Here is a 17,889-nt window from a genome sequence, read left to right on the forward strand (position 1 = left end):
CTGTTCACATTTCAGCTTTAGCTCATCGTCTCCCGATCAAGGGCGGTCACATCCAGAATAACGTCTGAAAGTGCATCATCATCCAGAGAACGCTTCACGCGAAAGCCGAGGCTGCGGCACATATCTAGCATGGTGGTGTTCTCGCGCAGCACTTCCCCTTTCACTGTCTGGATACCATCCACCTTCGCATAGCGAATAATCAGCTTCATCAGTACCCAGCCGAGGCCCATACCTTTCAGGTTGGACTGAACCATCACCGCATACTCACCTTCGGTGTGGTCTGGGTTGGCATGCAATCGAACCACGCCCAAAATATTGCCAGTCTCCGGATCAATCGCCGCAAACGCCATCGCGCGCGCATAGTCCAGCTGAACAAGGCGGGCGAGGAATGTATGTGAGAACTCCTTAACTGGAGCAAAGAAGCGCAAACGCAGATCTTCTACGGAAACCTTCTCAAAGAAGCTCTTCAGCTTGCCCTGATCTTCAGGCCGGATTGGTCGGATAAGAACAGTCTTGCCATCTTTAAGCTTGTGCGTGTGCTCCCACTCAACAGGGTAGGGCACAATGGAAAGGCGGGAAGCCCCCTGCCGTCCCGGGCGTTTTGCCGGAGAGCTGATTGCCACGCGGGCATCCAGAACCACGATGCCGTTCTCATCAACAACAACTGGATTGAGATCCAGCTCACGAACCTCTGGGAAATCAACTGCGATCTGAGAGAGCTTCACCAAAAGGTGCTCCACTTCAGACACATTGGCTGACGGCCTGTTGCGGAAACCTTTCAGCAGTTTGGAGGTGCTGGTGCGAGAAACCATCGCCTTGGCAAGGTTGAGATCAATCGGCACCAGATCAATGGCACGGTCGCCCACCACTTCAACGGAAGTTCCACCCTTACCAAAAACAACCACAGGCCCAAATACCGGATCATCTGCAAGGCCAGCATAGGTCTCCAGACCAAACCGACGGGTCACCATCGGCTGGATTTCGACACCTGTGATCTCGGCCTCAGGATAAGAGTGCTTCACATTGCCAAGGATCTTCTCAAAGGTTGCTTTTACCCCTTCAACACTATCTACGCCAAGATGAACTCCACCCACATCGGATTTGAAGGTCAGATCAGGGCTGCTGACTTTCAGCACAAGCTGGTTGTGCTTATCAAACAGAACCTCAGCCACCTTGGCGGCTTCCTCTACGGTCTTGACCAGATGCAGTTCTACCTGATTGACGGAGTAGGCCCGCAGCAACTCGCGCGTTTGCAGCGGGGTAAGCCACTTCTGGCCATTCTCCAGCGCCACGCGGATCGTCTCTTTCGCAAGCCTTAAGTTCGGCTTGTAGTCGCTGGGCAGACTGTCCGGCACGGCTGAAAGGTGATCTTTCGCCTCTTTGTAGCGAACAAGGTGCATGAAGGACCGGATTGCGCCGGATGGGCTCGGATAACACGGCACCCGTGCTTCATCCAGAACCTGACGCGGAATGTTCGCACCGCCAGCCAGCGTCGTCACAAAGGCCTGGTGTTTACCAAGCCTCTTGCGATCTTCCTTGCCTGCTTCTGCCAGTGCTTTCGCGATTTCAGTAAAGTCTTCAAACGCAGTCGGTGCAGCAATGGCAAGAACACCATCGGAGTTCGGGTCTTTCAGCAAAGCACTGATGCCCTCTTTAAACTCTTCAGGACTTGCAGCCTCTTGCAAAACCATCGGGTTGTCCGCGCGCGCATCTGTACGGGTAAGCGAGACCAGCTTCTCTTTGGTCTCTTCGCTGATCGGCGCCAGCTTACCACCCACTTTGGCAAGACGGTCAGCGGCCAGCGTTGCCAGACTTCGGCCATTCGCGATGATGGAAAGACGTCGTCCAGCAGACGGAGCGACACGGGTAATTGTCTCCGCAGCCTCAAACATCTCATCAAGATCATAAACACGCAGCACGCCTGCACGCTGCAATGCTGCATCATAAACGGAATCGCGCGTTGCCAAGCGGCTGGAATGTGCTGTGCCGGAGATATGCTGGTCACGGCTCGCACCACTACGGATCACAATCACAGGCTTGGAACGAGCCGCTGCGCGAGCTGCAGACATGAACTTGCGCGGGTTCGCAATCGTCTCCAAATGCACAAGGATTGCCTTGGTCCGATAATCCTGAGCATACCAATCCAGCAGATCCGAGACGTCGACATCCAAACGGCGCCCAAGAGAAACCACACCGGAAAACCCGATGGAGTTGGCCTTGGCCCAGGCAAGCGTTGTGTTGAAGATGGTGCCGGAACGGGAAATCAGCGCCAGCTCCCCCTTCAGGGCCTGTTCGCTGGTCAACAATGTTGAGAGCTTGGAGTGCGGGGAGGCAATCCCAAGGCTACCCGGCCCAAGAATGCGAATATTGAATGGGTGTGCCGCTTTCAAAAGCGCATCAAGATGTTCATCCCGCCAGCTGTCAAACCCACTTGCCGGAATAACAACTGCTCGCGTGCCTTGCTCTCCAAGCTGCTTGATGTCCTCTGCCGCTGTTGTGTGATCGCCAAGTAAAATTGCCAGATCAGCTTTGTTCTCGACCTCTGCAATTGAAGCAACGTTTTTGAAGCCGTCTGCTGATGCATCTGGCAGTCCCACAAACGTTTTGGGTCCACTAAAACCACTGCTCACTATGCTGTCGATAAGACGTTGCAGGATCACCTCCTGCTTGCTGTTCGGGCCAACAATGGCAATGGAGCGTGGAGAGGTCAGGCCCTCAAGATTGCAGATCGTCATAGCGCACTTCCCGTCAAACTCACTCGAGTTTTAAAGCGTACTCCCGAAAAGTGGGCACCGGTTTTCGGGTAGAATACGCGGCAAAAACAAAAGCCAAAGCAGTCTGAGCGATCCAGACATTTACAAACTGCTTAGGGTGCTGTTTCCGTTGGTTTCATTGAGGCTGATTCCCGTTCACAGTTAGTGAACTGAAAGCATCATCCCCAAAATAGAAGAGAGGTGCGACAGCAAGGCGACACCTCTCTCCGTTTCATAAGGCAAGGATCAGGAGGCGTAATGGGAACATAGCCTCCCAATAAAATTAGTGAGCCATCAGAACTGGAATGGTCATGGAATGGAGAATGTCGCGGGTTGCTCCACCTACGAGATACTCACGCATACGGCTGTGGCCGTAACCACCCATCACCAGCAGATCAACAGCGTTTTCAGAGACGTAGTTGAGAAGCGCATCACCAACACCGATTGGTGGGTTGTTGATCACATCAACATTGATCTCCAGATCATGGCGTGCAAGGTACGTTGCAATGTCAGAACCTGGCTCACCTTCAAGTGGCAAACCTTTGTTCACGATCACGATTGTCACCTGCTCAGCCATTTCCAGAATTGGAAGCGCTGCATGCACTGCGCGTGCTGCTGTTGCACTACCATCCCATGCAACGACGACTTTCTTAGGAGTGAAGTCACCTTTGGAGATGAATGGCACGATCAGCGTAGGCACGCCGGATTCGAACAGCAGACCTTCGATCAGCATTTCGCGCATTGGTTCTGGTGCTTCAGGATTGTCCTGACCAATCACAACCATGTCGCTCAAGCGGCAATGACCCATAATGGATTCGAGGCTGCCACCGGTCACGATCTCTTCCACGCGGGTTTCAGTAGAGATACCAGCGAGTTCTGCGTAACCTTTGAACTTCTCAGTAGAAGTCTTAGCAGCATCGATGGCCTGGTTTTTAGCAACCTGCAAATAGTCGGTTGGCATTGGTGCAGCCAAGAAGCCCGGTACGATTGGCTCAAATGCCAGCGCAAGCCCCGTCGCATGTGCGCCAGCCTGACGTGCGAACTCTACAGCAACCTTAGAAGCTGTTTGATCGCCGTTCAGATCAGTAATGGTAAGAATGTCCTTGATTGCCATAAGCCTGTCTCCTTGCCCTCTATTTCTTAGCGGTACGGGAGGTTGTCCCTCGCCTGAAATATTAGGTCAGCATTGCAGTCTCTGCTTTGATCCTTGTCAACCTTAAACATTGGGATAAGGTTTTGAAAAATAATGCAGTTTCACTATTATTGAAAGTAAGGGAGTGTAAGGTAGCGCAGTTTCGACCCTAATAGGTATACTTAAAGTCTTTATACTTTAGGCAAAGAAGAACTGACAGGCTGCATAAAAAGCAGATATTTTATACACTTGCGCCCTGCAAAGATAAATTGAAGAACCGAACCTAGGGGCATGTGAATATTCACTAAACCTTCGAACTACTAAGGTTTATTACTGAGAAAATTGTGATATTTCTATATCCGACGGAATTTAGGGAGGGGCTGAAATTGCGTGTTTTGCAAGGACGGCCGAAAATAATTTTCGGGAGTTGATAAATGAAAAATCTTAAGGTTGCGACCGCTGCACTCGCCGCAACAATGGGCTCCGCATTCGTGGGCGAAGCTCTGGCTGCTGATGTGACTTGGAATGTATCTTTGTGGGGCAAGCGCCGCGCATTCACCGAGCACGTCGAGAAGCTGTCTGAAGAAGTAGCTGCACGCACAAACGGCAAGTTCGAAATCAAACTGCACTACGGTGGTGCACTGTCAAAGTCTCGCGAAAACCTCGACGGTATCTCCATCGGTGCGTTTGAGATGGCTCAGTTCTGCGCATCCTACCATGCAGACAAAAACCCAACTCTGACCACCACTGACCTGCCATTCCTTGGTGTGCCTGATCTGGAAACTCAGGTGAAGGTAGACTTCGCGCTCTACAATCACCCAGCAGTTCAGAAAGACCTGGGTCGCTGGAACGCAAAGCTGCTGATGCCATCTCCAATGCCGCAGTACAACCTGCTGGGTAAGGGCGATGCACCTGCAAAGCTGGCTGACTTCGAAGGCATGCGTGTGCGTGCTCTTGGTGGTGTTGGCAACGCGATGAAGACCATCGGCGCTGTTCCAACAACTGTGACAGCTTCTGAAGCGTATCAGGCAATCGATTCTGGCACTGTTCAGGCCGTTGCTTTTGCTCCACACGCGCACTTGGCATTCAAAACCATTGAAGCTGGCAGCTGGTGGACCAATAACCTCAACCCAGGCACTGTGAGCTGCCCGGTTGTTGTCAGCACCGACGCCTATGACATGCTCTCACCAGAGTTCCAGAAGGCACTTGACGAAAGTGTTGCACCAGCTGTTCAGCATTACCTGGACACCTACGCAAAGGTCTACGACAAGTTCTACCCAGCTCTGGAAGCAAATGGCGTAAAGCAGATCTCTTTCTCTGAGGAAGAGCTTGAAGGCTTCAAGGCTGTTGCTGGTAAGCCAATCTGGGACAAGTGGGTTGAAGACATGTCTGCAAAGGGTCTACCAGCTGCAGAACTGCTCGCACTTGTACAGAACACAATCGCTGGCAAGTAATTGCTTTTGCAAAGGCGCATCTCATTCAGATGCGCCTTTCTTTATTCCGATAGGCATCGCTTGTCGGAGGTTTGCTTAAGAGCCTGCTCAAACGTACCGCTTCAGAGCAGGGCGCAACATTTCTCTTAAAGTCGGGCTGATAACATGTCCAAACCAAACGGCCCCACATATCCAGCATCGGATATGGCCTATCTCCGCTTTAATGGTGCGCTGGGAAAAATCGAGAACCTGTTCAACCTCATTGCAGCTACATCTATCCTCATCTTGATGTTGCTGGCAGTTGTTCAGGTCGTTGGACGTAACCTGTTCAACCAGCCCGTGCCCGGTTTTATTGATATTACTGAACAAGCCATGGCCGTGTTCGCGTTCATGGGCATCGCATACTGCCAACGCGTTGGTGGCCATATCCGTATGGAGCTGGTAATCGGCGTGTTCAAAGGCCGTGCCCAATGGATCGCTGAGTTCCTAGGTGTCTTTGCCATCCTTCTTGTGATTTCCGTGCTGATTTATGGCTCATATCTGCACTTCGATCGTGCTTGGACCTTCGGCGACAGCACCATGGATATCTCCATTCCAACGTGGCCATCCAAACTTGCGGTGCCTGTTGCACTCTCATTGCTTTGGCTGCGCCTCGTTCTGCAGCTCTTCGGGTATAGCCGCCTGATCATCAATCCAACTGCGTCCGTGCTGGATCTGCCGCATGTGATGGATGCCGCTGCTCATGCGCAGGCTGAAATTGAAGAAACCTTCCACTCCGCAGAAAATGGGGAAGAAGCGCCTGAAATGCGAACGCCTGCTCCGGGAGGTGCGTCATGACCCCATTTGATATCGGCCTCATCATGACCGGGGTGCTTCTACTCCTCGTCATCATCGGCGTTCGTGTTGCCTTCGCAGCGGCCTTCGTCGGCATCGTTGGCATGATTGCGATTTTCTCTATGCGTTTGGGCTTTGAACGTGGTGTGATGACCGCCGCCAAAATGGCCGGCACAATCCCACATTCCAAATCAGTCACCTACGCCTTGTCCGTGCTGCCAACCTTCATCCTGATCGGCTTCCTTGCATATTATGCGGGCCTGACGAAACACCTGTTCGAGGCATCCAAACGCTGGCTTGGCTGGCTTCCTGGTGGCATGGCGATCGGCACAGTTTTCGCAACAGCAGGTTTCGCAGCTGTATCTGGTGCCTCAACAGCGACTTCCGCAGTGTTTGCCCGCGTAGCAATTCCGGAAATGCTGGCCGCAGGTTACTCCAAACGCCTCTCAGCCGCTGTTGTTGCGGCGGGTGGCACGTTGGCTTCTCTTATTCCACCGAGCGCAATCCTTGTGATCTACGCCATTTTGGTGGAAGAGAGCGTCGGCAAGCTTCTTATGGCTGGCTTCTTGCCGGGTGTTGTTTCCGTTCTTATCTACGCCGCGATCATCTACGTCATCGCAGCTTGGCAGGGCGGTGCTCCAGCCATTGGTGGTTACAGCTGGAAAGAGCGTTTTGAATCCGTACCGGGAACTTTCCCGATCATCGGCGTGATCCTCATTATCTTCTGCAGCCTCTACTTCGGATTTGCCACGCCAACAGAAGCTGGTGCTTGTGGTGCGTTTGTTGTGCTGCTGACAGCCTTCTACAAAGGCATGCGAACCAAGCAGCTTTTCCTGGCTCTTCATGAAACAGCCAAGCTGACAGTGATGATCTTCACTCTCATCTGGGGTGTGCTGGTCTACGTGCGTTTCCTTGGTTTCGCGGGCCTGCCAGATGCGTTCCGTGAGTTTATTGTCTCGCTGGATTACCCACCAATGATGATCATCGTCTGCATTCTGCTTGGGTATGCAGTGCTCGGCATGTTCATGGATGCGATTGGTATGCTGGTGTTGACCCTGCCAGTGGTCTTCCCAGCGATTATGGCACTCAATGGTGGGCTCGATGTCAGCGCCGCAGAAAGTACGCTCGGCATGTCCGGTGCAGCATGTGCGATCTGGTTCGGCATCATTGTAGTGAAAATGGCGGAGCTTTGTCTGATCACACCGCCCATTGGCTTGAACTGCTTCGTGGTCTCCGGTGTTCGTCCGGACATCCCAGTTCAGGAAGTTTTCCGCGGAGCAACTCCTTTCTTTGTAGCTGATGTCCTGACTGTGGCCGTGCTGGTCGCCTTCCCAGCAATCATCACGTTCCTGCCATCCTTGATGTAAAACCTATGATCAGTTGAGATAATGGAAAACCCCGGTCAGTGGACTGGGGTTTTTTACTGCGCCATACTTCGTGGTTTCCAACAAAGAGCATTGCCATGAAAATCGAAAAATTATCCAACGAACACAAAGAGGCTATCTGGCAGTTCCTTATGAACCACGCCTACAGCTCCATGTTTCTGCTCAACAACATCGATAAGACAGGCTTGAACTATTCAGGTGAACTTTTCTCGGGAGAGTATTTGGCTGCTTTCGATGATAAGGGTGAAGTCAAAGGCGTTATTGCACATTTCTGGAACGGAAATCTGATGGTGCAGGCGCCTGAACAGGATGCGCTGGCTGCGCTTACAACGTATTTCCTGAAAAATGCCAATCGCCCAATTGCTGGAATGGTGGGAGATGGCGAGCAGACACTCTATGTATTGGGCGAGCTTGGCCTTCCAAACGAAGCCTTTAATACCAATCGCAGCGAAGGCCTCTATCAGCTGGCTTTGGAAGACCTTCAGCTGCCAGAAAAAGCACTCGCTGAGCAACTTAAGCTCATCCCAACATCAGCAGCGGACACTCAGCTCCTGTTCGATTGGCTCAAAGCCTACGAGCTTGAGGCATTCGGCGGTGAGCCGAGTGCGGAACATGATGAGCATATCCGAAATCGTGTCAGCCAAATGCAGGAAGGCGACTTTGCATGGATACTGTTGAATGATGGCGATCCAGTCTCTCTCAGCGGTTTCAACGCAACATTGCCTGAAATCGTTCAGGTCGGTCCGGTTTGGACACCGCCAGAACACCGCAACAACGGCTACGCCCGCATCACAGTTGCCCTCACACTTAACGCTGCCAGAGCTCGTGGAGCGCAAAAGTCGGTCTTGTTCACGGATCACCCGGCAGCCGCAAAAGCATATGAAGCTATTGGTTTCAAGGAAAACGGCAGTTTCCATATCGCCTTGCTGAAAGACGCGGTTGAGATGCGCAAGGAGCCTACCTCTGCTTAGAAACTTAGACCCCAAGTCTCTCGGATAGAGATTTCTGCCACGGATCGATAGCATCCATAAACCCACCTTCCTTGCAAAGCAGCAGCGTGAGCCAGTCCACGCAATCGGAGAAGTTAGGCACTCCGATCGTAGCAATGCCTGGTGAAGGAGGTGGTAGATGGATGAAGCTTGAACTCAGGTTCAAAATAGAAAAAGCACGGAACAGACTGGTCCTCTGGTTCCGTGCAATCTTGAAATAATCCATCGAGAAAGGGAGCAATAGCTCCCTTTCTCTCCTCAGTAATATAATCTTGATCTCTTAACTGCGCAATAATGAGGATTGGCTTAGGTAGAACATCCCATCTAAGTAAGACAATGCCTTAAAAAATATCGCTTTTTTCACTTTGATTTCATTGATAAATTTCTGGCAAGTTATTTGATTTCATACTATTGGAAAATACTTTTCTATTTCTTTATTTACTTGATATTGTGCAACTACACGGTAGTGATATGACTACAAAATTATCAAAGTCATACTTTTATGTGCCAGAAGGAAGAGCAATTTCTGAAGGCATTCCTGACGATGAGTACGGGTTTGTTTTAGCTCCGCCAAAATGTGATCCAGCATTGAGTCAAGACGATATTATTCTTTATTTTGCAAATACATATGATGCAAAGGCGAGGATAAAGGATACCTTTGATGAAGCTGATCTAGCACCTGTGGAACTGTATTTCCTTGATGATGATTTTGTTTCTTATTTGGGAAATGAAATTAGGAATGTCTGGGGTGTTTCAGTGCAGGGAAACGGTAGCTTTGAGGTGATTGGCGGGTTGCCGGTTTCTAGACTAAAAGAAGTTGTAGACAGTTTCATTGAAGCATTTTCATTCTCGCGACTTGAGCTCCTACATTACTCAGAAAATCATGAATTTACCCACCTGTATGATACAAGTACTTCGGTCGATAGATTGAAAAAAGCGCTTGATACTGGTTTTGTTTTCAGTAGTGGCGCGATTGAGGAAATGCCTCCAGAAATCGCAGCACAATACAAGCTGGAAGATGCAATGCCTGCTTGACCCAAGTGGTATAAGCATTGCTTCGAGTAGGTTGTTGGACGAGATAACAGGCGACCGTTTCTAGCCAAAGATATCTAAAACAAGCTGCCCTGCGCATCTGGATCGATTAGATTTTTCTTCTTGCGTGCTGGTTTCTTGGCCTGCTTCGCTTTTGTCTGAGCCATATGCTCCTCTAAACTCTTTGGAGGTGAGGTCGGCGCTGAAGGCTCAGCAGCTTCTGTTGGTGTAGGGACTGCTACTCGCGGAGGTGTTGGCGTAACGCCGCCACCATCAGCAACGGCACCCACTGTTCCACCTTTCATCTCCAGCTTTAAAGCTTGACCCGCTTGCACAGCTTGTGCACTTGCCAGCGGAACACCGTTTTCATCACGAACCACCGCATAGCCGCGCTCAATCACGCGCTCATAACTCAAAGAACCGAGCAGCCCAGCTGAGTTGCTGAGACGAAGACGTTGCCGCTGAACCTGGTTGGAGAAGGCAGTCGCTGCACGAGCTTTCAACACTTGCAACCGTTCACGGCCCTGAGCAACCTGACGTTCCAGCGTAATCGGACGCAAACCGGAAGAAACAGCCGTCAGAGAGTTACGATGGATCTGCGTGTTCATCTTCAGCCCGTGCTCAAGACGGCCAGCCACCATATCAAAGCGTTGACGAGGCAGTGCAAGTAGATCGCGTGGAGCTGGCAACGCAGCACTGGCGGCCCGCAGCTCTGTCCGGCGCGACTGTACCAATCTCAGCAGGCCAGTTGAAAGGCGGCGCGAAAGGTCATCCACCTGAGCCGTCATCTCAGCCTTCACTGGTACTGCAAATTCAGCAGCACCCGTCGGAGTTGGCGCACGCACATCGGCAGCCAGATCAATCAGTGTCCAGTCAGTTTCGTGGCCTACAGCTGAGATCAATGGGATCTGCGAGTCTGCCGCTGCCCGAACCACAGCTTCGTCATTGAAGCCCCAAAGGTCTTCAATCGAACCACCACCGCGGGCAACGATCAAAACATCAGGGCGTGGGATAGCGCCACCAGCTTCCAGCGCATTAAATCCGCGAATGCCAGCAGCTACTTCAGCACCGCAGGTCTCGCCCTGAACACGTACCGGCCATACCAGCACATGCAGTGGGAAACGGTCGCTGATACGGTGTAGAATATCGCGAATGACGGCGCCGGTTGGTGAAGTAACAACGCCAATCACACGCGGCATACGTGGCAGTGCCACTTTGCGTTCTTCTGCAAATAAGCCTTCTGCAGCCAGCTTGCGCTTACGTTCCTCAAGCAAAGCCATCAGTGCACCGGCACCAGCAGGCTCAAGGCTATCAATTACCATCTGATACTTGGACTGACCGGGAAAGGTGGTGATCTTACCAGTTGCAATTACCTCAAGGCCTTGCTCGGGCTGCACCTTGAGACGTGAAGCATTGCCACGCCAGATAATGCCAGAAAGGACAGCCTTGTCGTCTTTCACATCCAGATAGATATGTCCGGAAGCCGGCCTGCTCACACGGCCCAGCTCGCCTCGCACACGGATATAACCAAACTTGTCCTCAAGCTCGCGTTTGATATTACCGGAAATCTCGGAGACGGTATACTCAGCAATGTTGGAGCGTTCAGACAAGGTCAGGCTTCTTTCATATGCGGAAAAATTAATCCATTCCCTCTTAGTGTAGACCGCGACAATTGCAAAGGGGAACCGTGAGAACCGCTTCCATCTGTTGAGACATTAAGTTCTCACCAGCAAATCTTTAAGCGCAACGTGGTATCTATGGTGAGCTTGGCATATGGTGCCCCCATGTCACGCTATGAGTTTCGCATGCAACGCTTATTTGTCGATCAAGAACTTCGCGCGGGCCTTCATTTGGAGGCAGATCGCGCACAGGCTAACTATCTCCTAAATGTTCTGCGCATGAAGGAGGGCGGTGAGGTGCTCGTCTTCAACGGCAAGCATGGTGAGTGGCGTGCTCAGATCCTGCCAACCGGCCGTAAGTCATGCGAACTGATCGTCACGGAGCAACTACGCGAGCAAACGCCGACACCCGATCTCGACTACTTGTTTGCACCGCTGAAGTTGGCGCGGCTGGACTACATGGTTCAGAAAGCAGTTGAAATGGGGGTAGGGCGCTTGCGTCCAGTGATCACCCAGTTCACCCAAAACCCAAAGATCAAACTGGAGCGTATGGAGTCCAACGCGCTCGAAGCTTGCGAACAGTGTGGTGTGCTTTCTGTGCCATCCGTGATGGAACCAGTTCAGATCAAGAGACTGCTCTCTACATGGGAACAAGAAGAAGGCGATCGCCAGATCATCTTCTGCGATGAAGGGCACGGCACTCATAATCCTCTGGAAGCTCTGAAGGATGTCCCGAAAGCACCTCTGGCTGTGCTGATTGGGCCGGAAGGCGGGTTCTCAGAGGAAGAGCGGGCGTTGCTCCATAGCAAACCCTTCGTGCATGCTATTCCACTCGGCCCCCGAATTTTGAGGGCAGATACAGCTGCCGTCGCGGCTTTGGCCGTTGTTCAGGCAAAATTGGGAGATTGGTTCTAAGCTACCTCCAAACGGAGGCCTGCATGGACCTGAACAACAAGACTGCTGACGCTCAAAAGCAGCCCCAAACAGAACGCTCTACAAAAAAGAGCAAGAAAAGATGGCGCCTGTCTATCTCCGCTGTTTTCAGCATAGGTGCAGCCATGCTGCTGGCATTAATCGGCGGCTCCATGCTCTTGTATGTATCGGATGCAACCAACAAGCAGACGACCGCGATTATGCGTGAAACTGGCGCGCTGATTGTGGAGCGTGGTCTTGAGGTGGTGGAAGATTTTTTCCGCAACGAAGAGCGTATGGGGTTACTGGCAGCGGAAGTCTTGTCTGATCCGTTGATTTATGACGCACCAATGGCCTTGCGGGAACAGTTGATCTCCATCCTATCTCGCCAGACCAACATCAAGCGGATTTCCTATACCTTCCCAACAGGTCGCCGGATTACGGTACAACTGGATCATGCGAACCAACCTGTTCGTGAGAAAATGGTCATACCTCCCAGTGAGCAGGATATGGAAGTCGGCCATCATCGGTGGGCCCCTCCATATTATGATGAGAGCCTTGGTGAAACTTTCATGCAGTTCGCCATCTACATTCGAAACCCGGTAGATAACACGATCTCCAAGCTCACACTGGACTACCCGACGGCATTACTCGGGCAACTGATGGCGCGCATAAAGTGGCGAGCATCTCAGGTCCCTTTTATTCTCTATGGACGAGATCAGGTTCTGGCGAGCTCAGAAGAAGCGTTTTTGGAGTTCAAACCAAGCGTGGCCAAGCCCATACCGCTGATATCAGATCTGCGTAACACGCCGCTCAGCGATATTTGGGGGCACAATGCAAAGCGCAGGTCCCTCAATACGACCTATGAAGCGCACATCGACACCAATATGCATGGCACTTACCTTTATCTCTATGACGACCTTAGAAATGGGAACCGCTTTCCAATCATCATCGGCAGTTACGTGTTGGCCTCTGAGTTCAGCGTACCCTTCGATAACTTGCATAAGATCTTTGTAGCTGCCACGGCTTTCCTGGCTGTCGGGGTCTTGTTGATGTTCTTAATTGGCCGCAAGCTTGCAAGCCCGTTTGTAGCCCTCGGTGCGCAAGCAAACGCCATTCGTAAACTGCATATGGAAGGTCTCAGTGCCTTGCCGCGATCTCGCTTGAAGGAGGTTGACCAAGCCAACCAAGCCTTCAACTCTGCTGGTGTTGCGCTCAGTGCGTTCTCTCGATATGTGCCGAAAGATCTTGTGCGAGTATTACTGGAACGAGAGTTTGAAGGCCTCAACAGTACTGAACTGCGTGAGATGACCATACTCTTCTCTGACATTGCTGGCTTTACAGGTGTTGCATCCAAGTTGACAGCGGAAGAGACTACCTCCCTGCTCAATACGCATTTTCAGGAGTTGGCAGACTGCATCAGTCACACTCACGGGACGATTGACAAGTACATTGGCGATGGCTGTATGGCCTTCTGGGGCGCCCCGGAAACAATGGAGAACCATGCTCAGGCAGCAATCGATGCAGTGCGCCTCATTGCTCAGAGGCTTGAAAAAGAGCTTGAGAATGAAGAAGGAGCCACCGAGAAGCCGAGACTTCGCATTGGCGTTCATACCGGCACGGTTGTCGTAGGTAACATTGGAGCTATCGAACGGATGAACTACACAGTGGTTGGGGATGCAGTGAACGTGGCAGCTCGCCTCCAGGAGCTAGGTAAACAGGTAGATCCGGAAGCCCGTGTGATTGCGCTGGCCAGCAATGCCACTGTGGAGCATCTCACAGACAAATTTCATACCGTGCACTTAGGAGATTATCAGCTACGCGGTCGCGAAGCTGCGGTTGATGTCTACCGGATTGTTTAGGGCAGGCATCACTATTGAACCCAATTCAATCAAATTTCGTCTCTTAGACATAATATTTGCAGAATACTACATCCAAAATTAGGGAACTGACGTTACGTCTGTTGGGTGATTAAATAGCCTTGAGAAGCTTGCGAGGGGAAAACCTCATGTTACAACAGTCCAATAACAATATGTTTTCCCTTATGGAAATGCTCAGTCAGAACTACGCAAAGTCTTATAAAGACTATTGCGAAACAAGCCACGGCTTCATGCCTTTTATGCAGCCAGAGAGGAAGACCTCCGAAAAGTCGGGAGCCAAATCATCTGGTGAAGCTGAACTTCCATTCATGAATTGGGCTGATCCGAGTAAATGGCAGGGGATGACTGCCATGCCGCAGCAGGCGATGCTCTCAGAGTTCATGAGCATGTTCGCAAGTGATAAGAACATGGCCTCGGCCATGCAGCGTCACTTTAAGCGTAAAGATGCCATGAACATGGAGAGTTGGATGGAGCTGATGCCCATCCTGATGATGCTCTCTCAAGGAAATATGCTGAAGAACTATCTTGTTGGCCCGCAACGCACCATGATGGAAGCATTCCTGCAAGGCTTTGCAAAGGGGTGCCCGGAACTACATCAGGATACCGAAGCAGCTCGCAATCCAATTCTGGATGCCCGCGAAGCCTTCTGGTCTCAAATGATGCCCTTTGAAAATCCGATGATGGATCTATGGAGCAAAGCTCTTCAGGGCACCGTTCCTGAACCGCCAAAGCCGAGTATTGATCCCGAAAAAACTACTCCCAAAAAAGCACAGGCAAAGAAAACAGCAGAGCCTTCGTCACGGGCAAATGGAGCTCGCCAGCAGACTCCACGCCAGTCGATGAAGAAGGAATCGCATATGCCAACCCTATCAGAGGGATTGGCCAAGATGCAGCAGGCTCAGGGAGAGGCATGGCAGCAATATTGCAGTGTTTTCTGGCCGACACTGTCTCATAGGTAACAATATCTCACAGATATCTGAGGATAACTTTTTGTGATGAAAATCACGAATTGAGGAAGTTGTTTGCTGCAATTATCTCCGTTTCCGTTCCGACCAAGAGTTCAGAGTTAGCCTAATCGTCCACCTGATCATCACTTTGCATGAATAGATCTAGCATAACCCTCCATTTTTATGAGAATTACTAGCCGAATTATATGGCAGGACTCTATTCGCGCTTTTCTTCCTAGTTTTTTATTTGAACTGTTGGATTCTTTCGAGAGTCTAATCCAATATAAGTGCCAATTTCATTATATTAGTTATTGTGATGAATTGCTAAGAATACCAGAAAAGCGCGAAAAGACTGCGAAAATAAAGTATTATATTCCTGTTCTAGGTTTTCTTTCCTCCATAATTCTGTATATTCATATCAAATTGTTATGGATTGGGGACATGACAGCACTACTAGACTTAGATTCTCTGCGAACTCTGGTTATGATTGCGGATACTGGGAGTTTCACAAGAGCAGCAGAAGAACTCGATAAAACGCAATCAGCAATTTCCATGCAGATGCGCCGCATGGAAGACAAGCTTGAACGCACCATCTTCCGACGGGAAGGGCGGCATTCAAAACTGACTGAGGATGGCGAGCTGTTGCTGCGCCACGCACGTCAGATGCTTCGCTTGAATGACGAGACACTAGCGATGTTCTCGGAACGGGAAGTGACCGGTAAAGTTCGTCTCGGCCTTGCGGAAGGCATTGACGAAACCAGAACCGCGAAAATCATCTTTGAGTTTTCGAAAAACAACCCGAAAGCGGAAGCATCCATCGTCTGTGCACCGGCAGCAGATCTGCGCAAAGCTCTCGAAGCTGGCGAATTGGATCTCGCAATCATTGGCAGTCTTGCCGATGAAGCCGAAAACGGTGAGGGAAGTGTTCTTTCCAGTGAACGTCTTGTTTGGGCTGCTGGCAGCAACTTCAAACTGGCCAGCGAAAAGGAACTGCCTCTGGCAGTGGGACTGGAGCAGTGCCGGATTCGCAAAGCAGCTGTAGAGGCGCTTGAAGATGACGATCGCGCATTCCGTATTCAGTACAGCTCAAGCAATCCCGGTCTTGTTGAGATGACAGCAGCAAGTGGCATGGCAATCACCATCCAGCCGCGCTCATCTCTGGTCAGCTCCGATGCTGGTTTGCTGGAACTGGAAGGTCTGCCGAAACTGCCAAACTATGTTGTGAAGCTGGTGCGCGGCAAGGAAAGCCATTTCAAAGCGGCAAATGCACTGAGCGATCATCTGGCAAAGTCATTTGAAAAGACTGCAGCATCTGCCTGACGCAGTTTTCTGAACTCACATGCTGAAGAATAAAAAAGAGGGCCTGCGCAATGCAGGCCCTTTTGATATGTGGGTGATGATTTTTTAGCGGTTCAAATAGGGGTAGAACCGCCAATAGAGGCTCCCACAATTTCAAAGCATGTTCCCGAAGGTAGTCGCGGGTTATCGGAAAAGAACATGCTCAGAAGAAACAAAGGCAGTTGGAGATGTCCTGCTTAAGGACAAACTGCCTTATGCGCGTTGGCGGCGCTTTTCAATTTCAGCGCAGCGGCGTTCACTTGCACGGATGCGCAGGTGAAAACTAGGATCTTTGCCATCGCCAGCAGCAAGCGCGCTGTAAACGTCGTCCCGAGTGATGCCGATATCATCCAGCATACGATCTTCAAGACGTGTCAGCTCAATCATGGCACGGCGGTCTTGGTAGTGCTTCCATAGCTTCATAGGAAGGGCTGCCAGCACATGCAGAGTGTGCGCAAGCGTTAGCGGTTCAAAGGTGCCTGCATTAGCGCGATTTGGGTTGCGATATTCAGAAGGGGTAGGGAATGCAAGCGTCATGATACTACTCTCCCGTTTGGATAAGCTGCTCTGGCTATCCATTGGAATTGGTATAGGGGGTTATAAACTCAGGGAACTGTGTCGTTCGATGCGTCAAATATCACCGAAAAGTTGTAACTCGACAAGAGAATGTTTTCGATTGAAATCCATTCAAGATCGTGATTGATTGATCGGGATCAAGTGGGAGGGAGCCCATGCCTTATTCGATCGATGTCGATCAGCTAAGAACATTTCTCGCCGTTGCAGAGTTGGGAAGCTTTACCAAAGCCGGTGATGCTGTTCACAAAACCCAGTCCGCTGTTTCCATGCAAATGAAGAAGCTTGAGGAACGTATTGGACAACCAATATTTGTGAAAGACGGACGTAACTCTAGGATAACTGAACACGGAAGACGTCTCGTCGAATATGCAAGGCGCATGGTTGCTTTGAATGACGAAACGCTCTCTGCGTTCCATGAACCGGAGATCGCCGGACGCATTCGACTCGGACTGCCCGATGACTACGCAGAAAGACTGTTGCCACAAGTACTTGCTGCATTTAACCGGTTGAACCCTTGTATCAATCTTGATGTGGAATGTTCAAGTTCCAATGAGATTGGCCGACGAATCCAAAAGGGTGAACTGGACGTGGGAATCGTCACCAGTGGCGACTGCACCAGCGTGCCGGGACAGATCGTGCGCCGAGAGCCCCTGCAATGGGTCGGATCACGCGAACACATCGTTTATGATCAGCGCCCGCTGCGCCTTGCCGTCGGCCCGACGACCTGTTCATGGAGACAGGCTGGTGTCGCCGCGTTGGATCACCTGAACATCCAGCATCAGGTCGTTTACACCAGTGCCAGCGCCGCAGCTCTGGCAGGCGCGGTGAATGCTGGACTGGCAATTGCAATCTTGCCAGCCAGTGCTTTGCGTCAAGGGCAGCGTATTTTGGGAGAGAAAGAAGGGCTTCCGCCACTTCCTCCTTGTGACATCACCATCATCAGATCGCAAATGGCCATTGAGCCGGTACACGATGCTCTGTGTCACCACATCGTTGCGTCTATCGGCAATGTTACGATGGAATACAATGGGATGGATGCAGAAGCCGCCGAATAAGCGG

Annotated in this window: 14 protein-coding genes; 10 read left to right on the top strand and 4 right to left on the bottom strand. The window is 51.1% G+C overall.

Annotated elements, in window-relative coordinates; translation table 11 throughout:
• Positions 1-17: 17 nt before the first annotated feature.
• Together AC3CB2_RS00320 and AC3CB2_RS00325 are read right to left on the bottom strand one after the other, a co-directional pair.
• Positions 18-2,735 (bottom strand): bifunctional acetate--CoA ligase family protein/GNAT family N-acetyltransferase, encoded by a 2,718-nt coding sequence (locus AC3CB2_RS00320; protein ID WP_352931636.1) that lies wholly within the window; start codon positions 2,733-2,735, stop codon positions 18-20.
• Positions 2,736-3,036: 301 nt separating this feature from the next.
• Entirely contained in the window at positions 3,037-3,867 is an 831-nt protein-coding gene (locus AC3CB2_RS00325; RefSeq protein ID WP_008552141.1) for a universal stress protein, read from the bottom strand.
• Positions 3,868-4,319: 452 nt separating this feature from the next.
• Here AC3CB2_RS00325 and AC3CB2_RS00330 point away from each other — a divergent pair, with 452 nt between their 5' ends.
• The 5 genes from AC3CB2_RS00330 to AC3CB2_RS00350 all read left to right on the top strand — a co-directional run bounded on the left by AC3CB2_RS00330 (position 4,320) and on the right by AC3CB2_RS00350 (position 9,561).
• Positions 4,320-5,339 carry a C4-dicarboxylate TRAP transporter substrate-binding protein gene (locus AC3CB2_RS00330; protein ID WP_352931634.1) on the top strand — a complete coding sequence of 340 codons (1,020 nt, stop codon included), beginning with the start codon at positions 4,320-4,322 and terminating at the stop codon, positions 5,337-5,339.
• 144 nt (positions 5,340-5,483) lie between these two features.
• Complete coding sequence (locus AC3CB2_RS00335) at positions 5,484-6,155, top strand: TRAP transporter small permease subunit (RefSeq protein WP_352931632.1); 672 nt, start codon at positions 5,484-5,486, stop codon at positions 6,153-6,155.
• Positions 6,152-7,519: a TRAP transporter large permease gene (locus AC3CB2_RS00340; RefSeq protein ID WP_008552138.1), complete on the top strand. Its 1,368-nt coding sequence runs from the start codon at positions 6,152-6,154 to the stop codon at positions 7,517-7,519. Before AC3CB2_RS00335 ends, AC3CB2_RS00340 begins: the two co-directional genes overlap by 4 nt.
• A gap of 95 nt (positions 7,520-7,614) precedes the next feature.
• Entirely contained in the window at positions 7,615-8,508 is an 894-nt protein-coding gene (locus AC3CB2_RS00345) for a GNAT family N-acetyltransferase (protein ID WP_352931630.1), read from the top strand.
• A 429-nt stretch (positions 8,509-8,937) separates the two neighbouring features.
• Positions 8,938-9,561 (top strand): hypothetical protein, encoded by a 624-nt coding sequence (locus tag AC3CB2_RS00350; protein ID WP_352931629.1) that lies wholly within the window; start codon positions 8,938-8,940, stop codon positions 9,559-9,561.
• A gap of 74 nt (positions 9,562-9,635) precedes the next feature.
• Here AC3CB2_RS00350 and xseA read toward each other — a convergent pair whose 3' ends face one another.
• A complete protein-coding gene (xseA, locus tag AC3CB2_RS00355) occupies positions 9,636-11,168 on the bottom strand; it encodes an exodeoxyribonuclease VII large subunit (RefSeq protein WP_352931627.1) in 1,533 nt (510 codons plus the stop codon).
• Positions 11,169-11,363: 195 nt separating this feature from the next.
• Here xseA and AC3CB2_RS00360 point away from each other — a divergent pair, with 195 nt between their 5' ends.
• From AC3CB2_RS00360 to AC3CB2_RS00375, 4 genes are all read left to right on the top strand, one after another.
• Entirely contained in the window at positions 11,364-12,092 is a 729-nt protein-coding gene (locus AC3CB2_RS00360) for a 16S rRNA (uracil(1498)-N(3))-methyltransferase (RefSeq protein WP_352931625.1), read from the top strand.
• A 23-nt stretch (positions 12,093-12,115) separates the two neighbouring features.
• Positions 12,116-13,951, top strand: coding sequence for an adenylate/guanylate cyclase domain-containing protein (locus AC3CB2_RS00365; RefSeq protein ID WP_352931623.1), 1,836 nt, complete (start codon positions 12,116-12,118; stop codon positions 13,949-13,951).
• A gap of 146 nt (positions 13,952-14,097) precedes the next feature.
• Positions 14,098-14,928: a hypothetical protein gene (locus AC3CB2_RS00370; RefSeq protein ID WP_352931621.1), complete on the top strand. Its 831-nt coding sequence runs from the start codon at positions 14,098-14,100 to the stop codon at positions 14,926-14,928.
• Between the two features lie 429 nt (positions 14,929-15,357).
• Positions 15,358-16,236: a LysR family transcriptional regulator gene (locus AC3CB2_RS00375; protein WP_075700254.1), complete on the top strand. Its 879-nt coding sequence runs from the start codon at positions 15,358-15,360 to the stop codon at positions 16,234-16,236.
• Positions 16,237-16,467: 231 nt separating this feature from the next.
• Here the strand turns inward: AC3CB2_RS00375 and AC3CB2_RS00380 are convergent, their stop codons facing one another.
• A complete protein-coding gene (locus tag AC3CB2_RS00380; RefSeq protein ID WP_008552145.1) occupies positions 16,468-16,791 on the bottom strand; it encodes a DUF1127 domain-containing protein in 324 nt (107 codons plus the stop codon).
• 194 nt (positions 16,792-16,985) lie between these two features.
• On the opposite strand from AC3CB2_RS00380, the gene AC3CB2_RS00385 reads away from it, so the two are divergent.
• Positions 16,986-17,885: a LysR substrate-binding domain-containing protein gene (locus AC3CB2_RS00385; protein ID WP_008552162.1), complete on the top strand. Its 900-nt coding sequence runs from the start codon at positions 16,986-16,988 to the stop codon at positions 17,883-17,885.
• Positions 17,886-17,889: the final 4 nt, after the last annotated feature.

Source organism: Pseudovibrio sp. SCP20 (assembly GCF_057774105.1).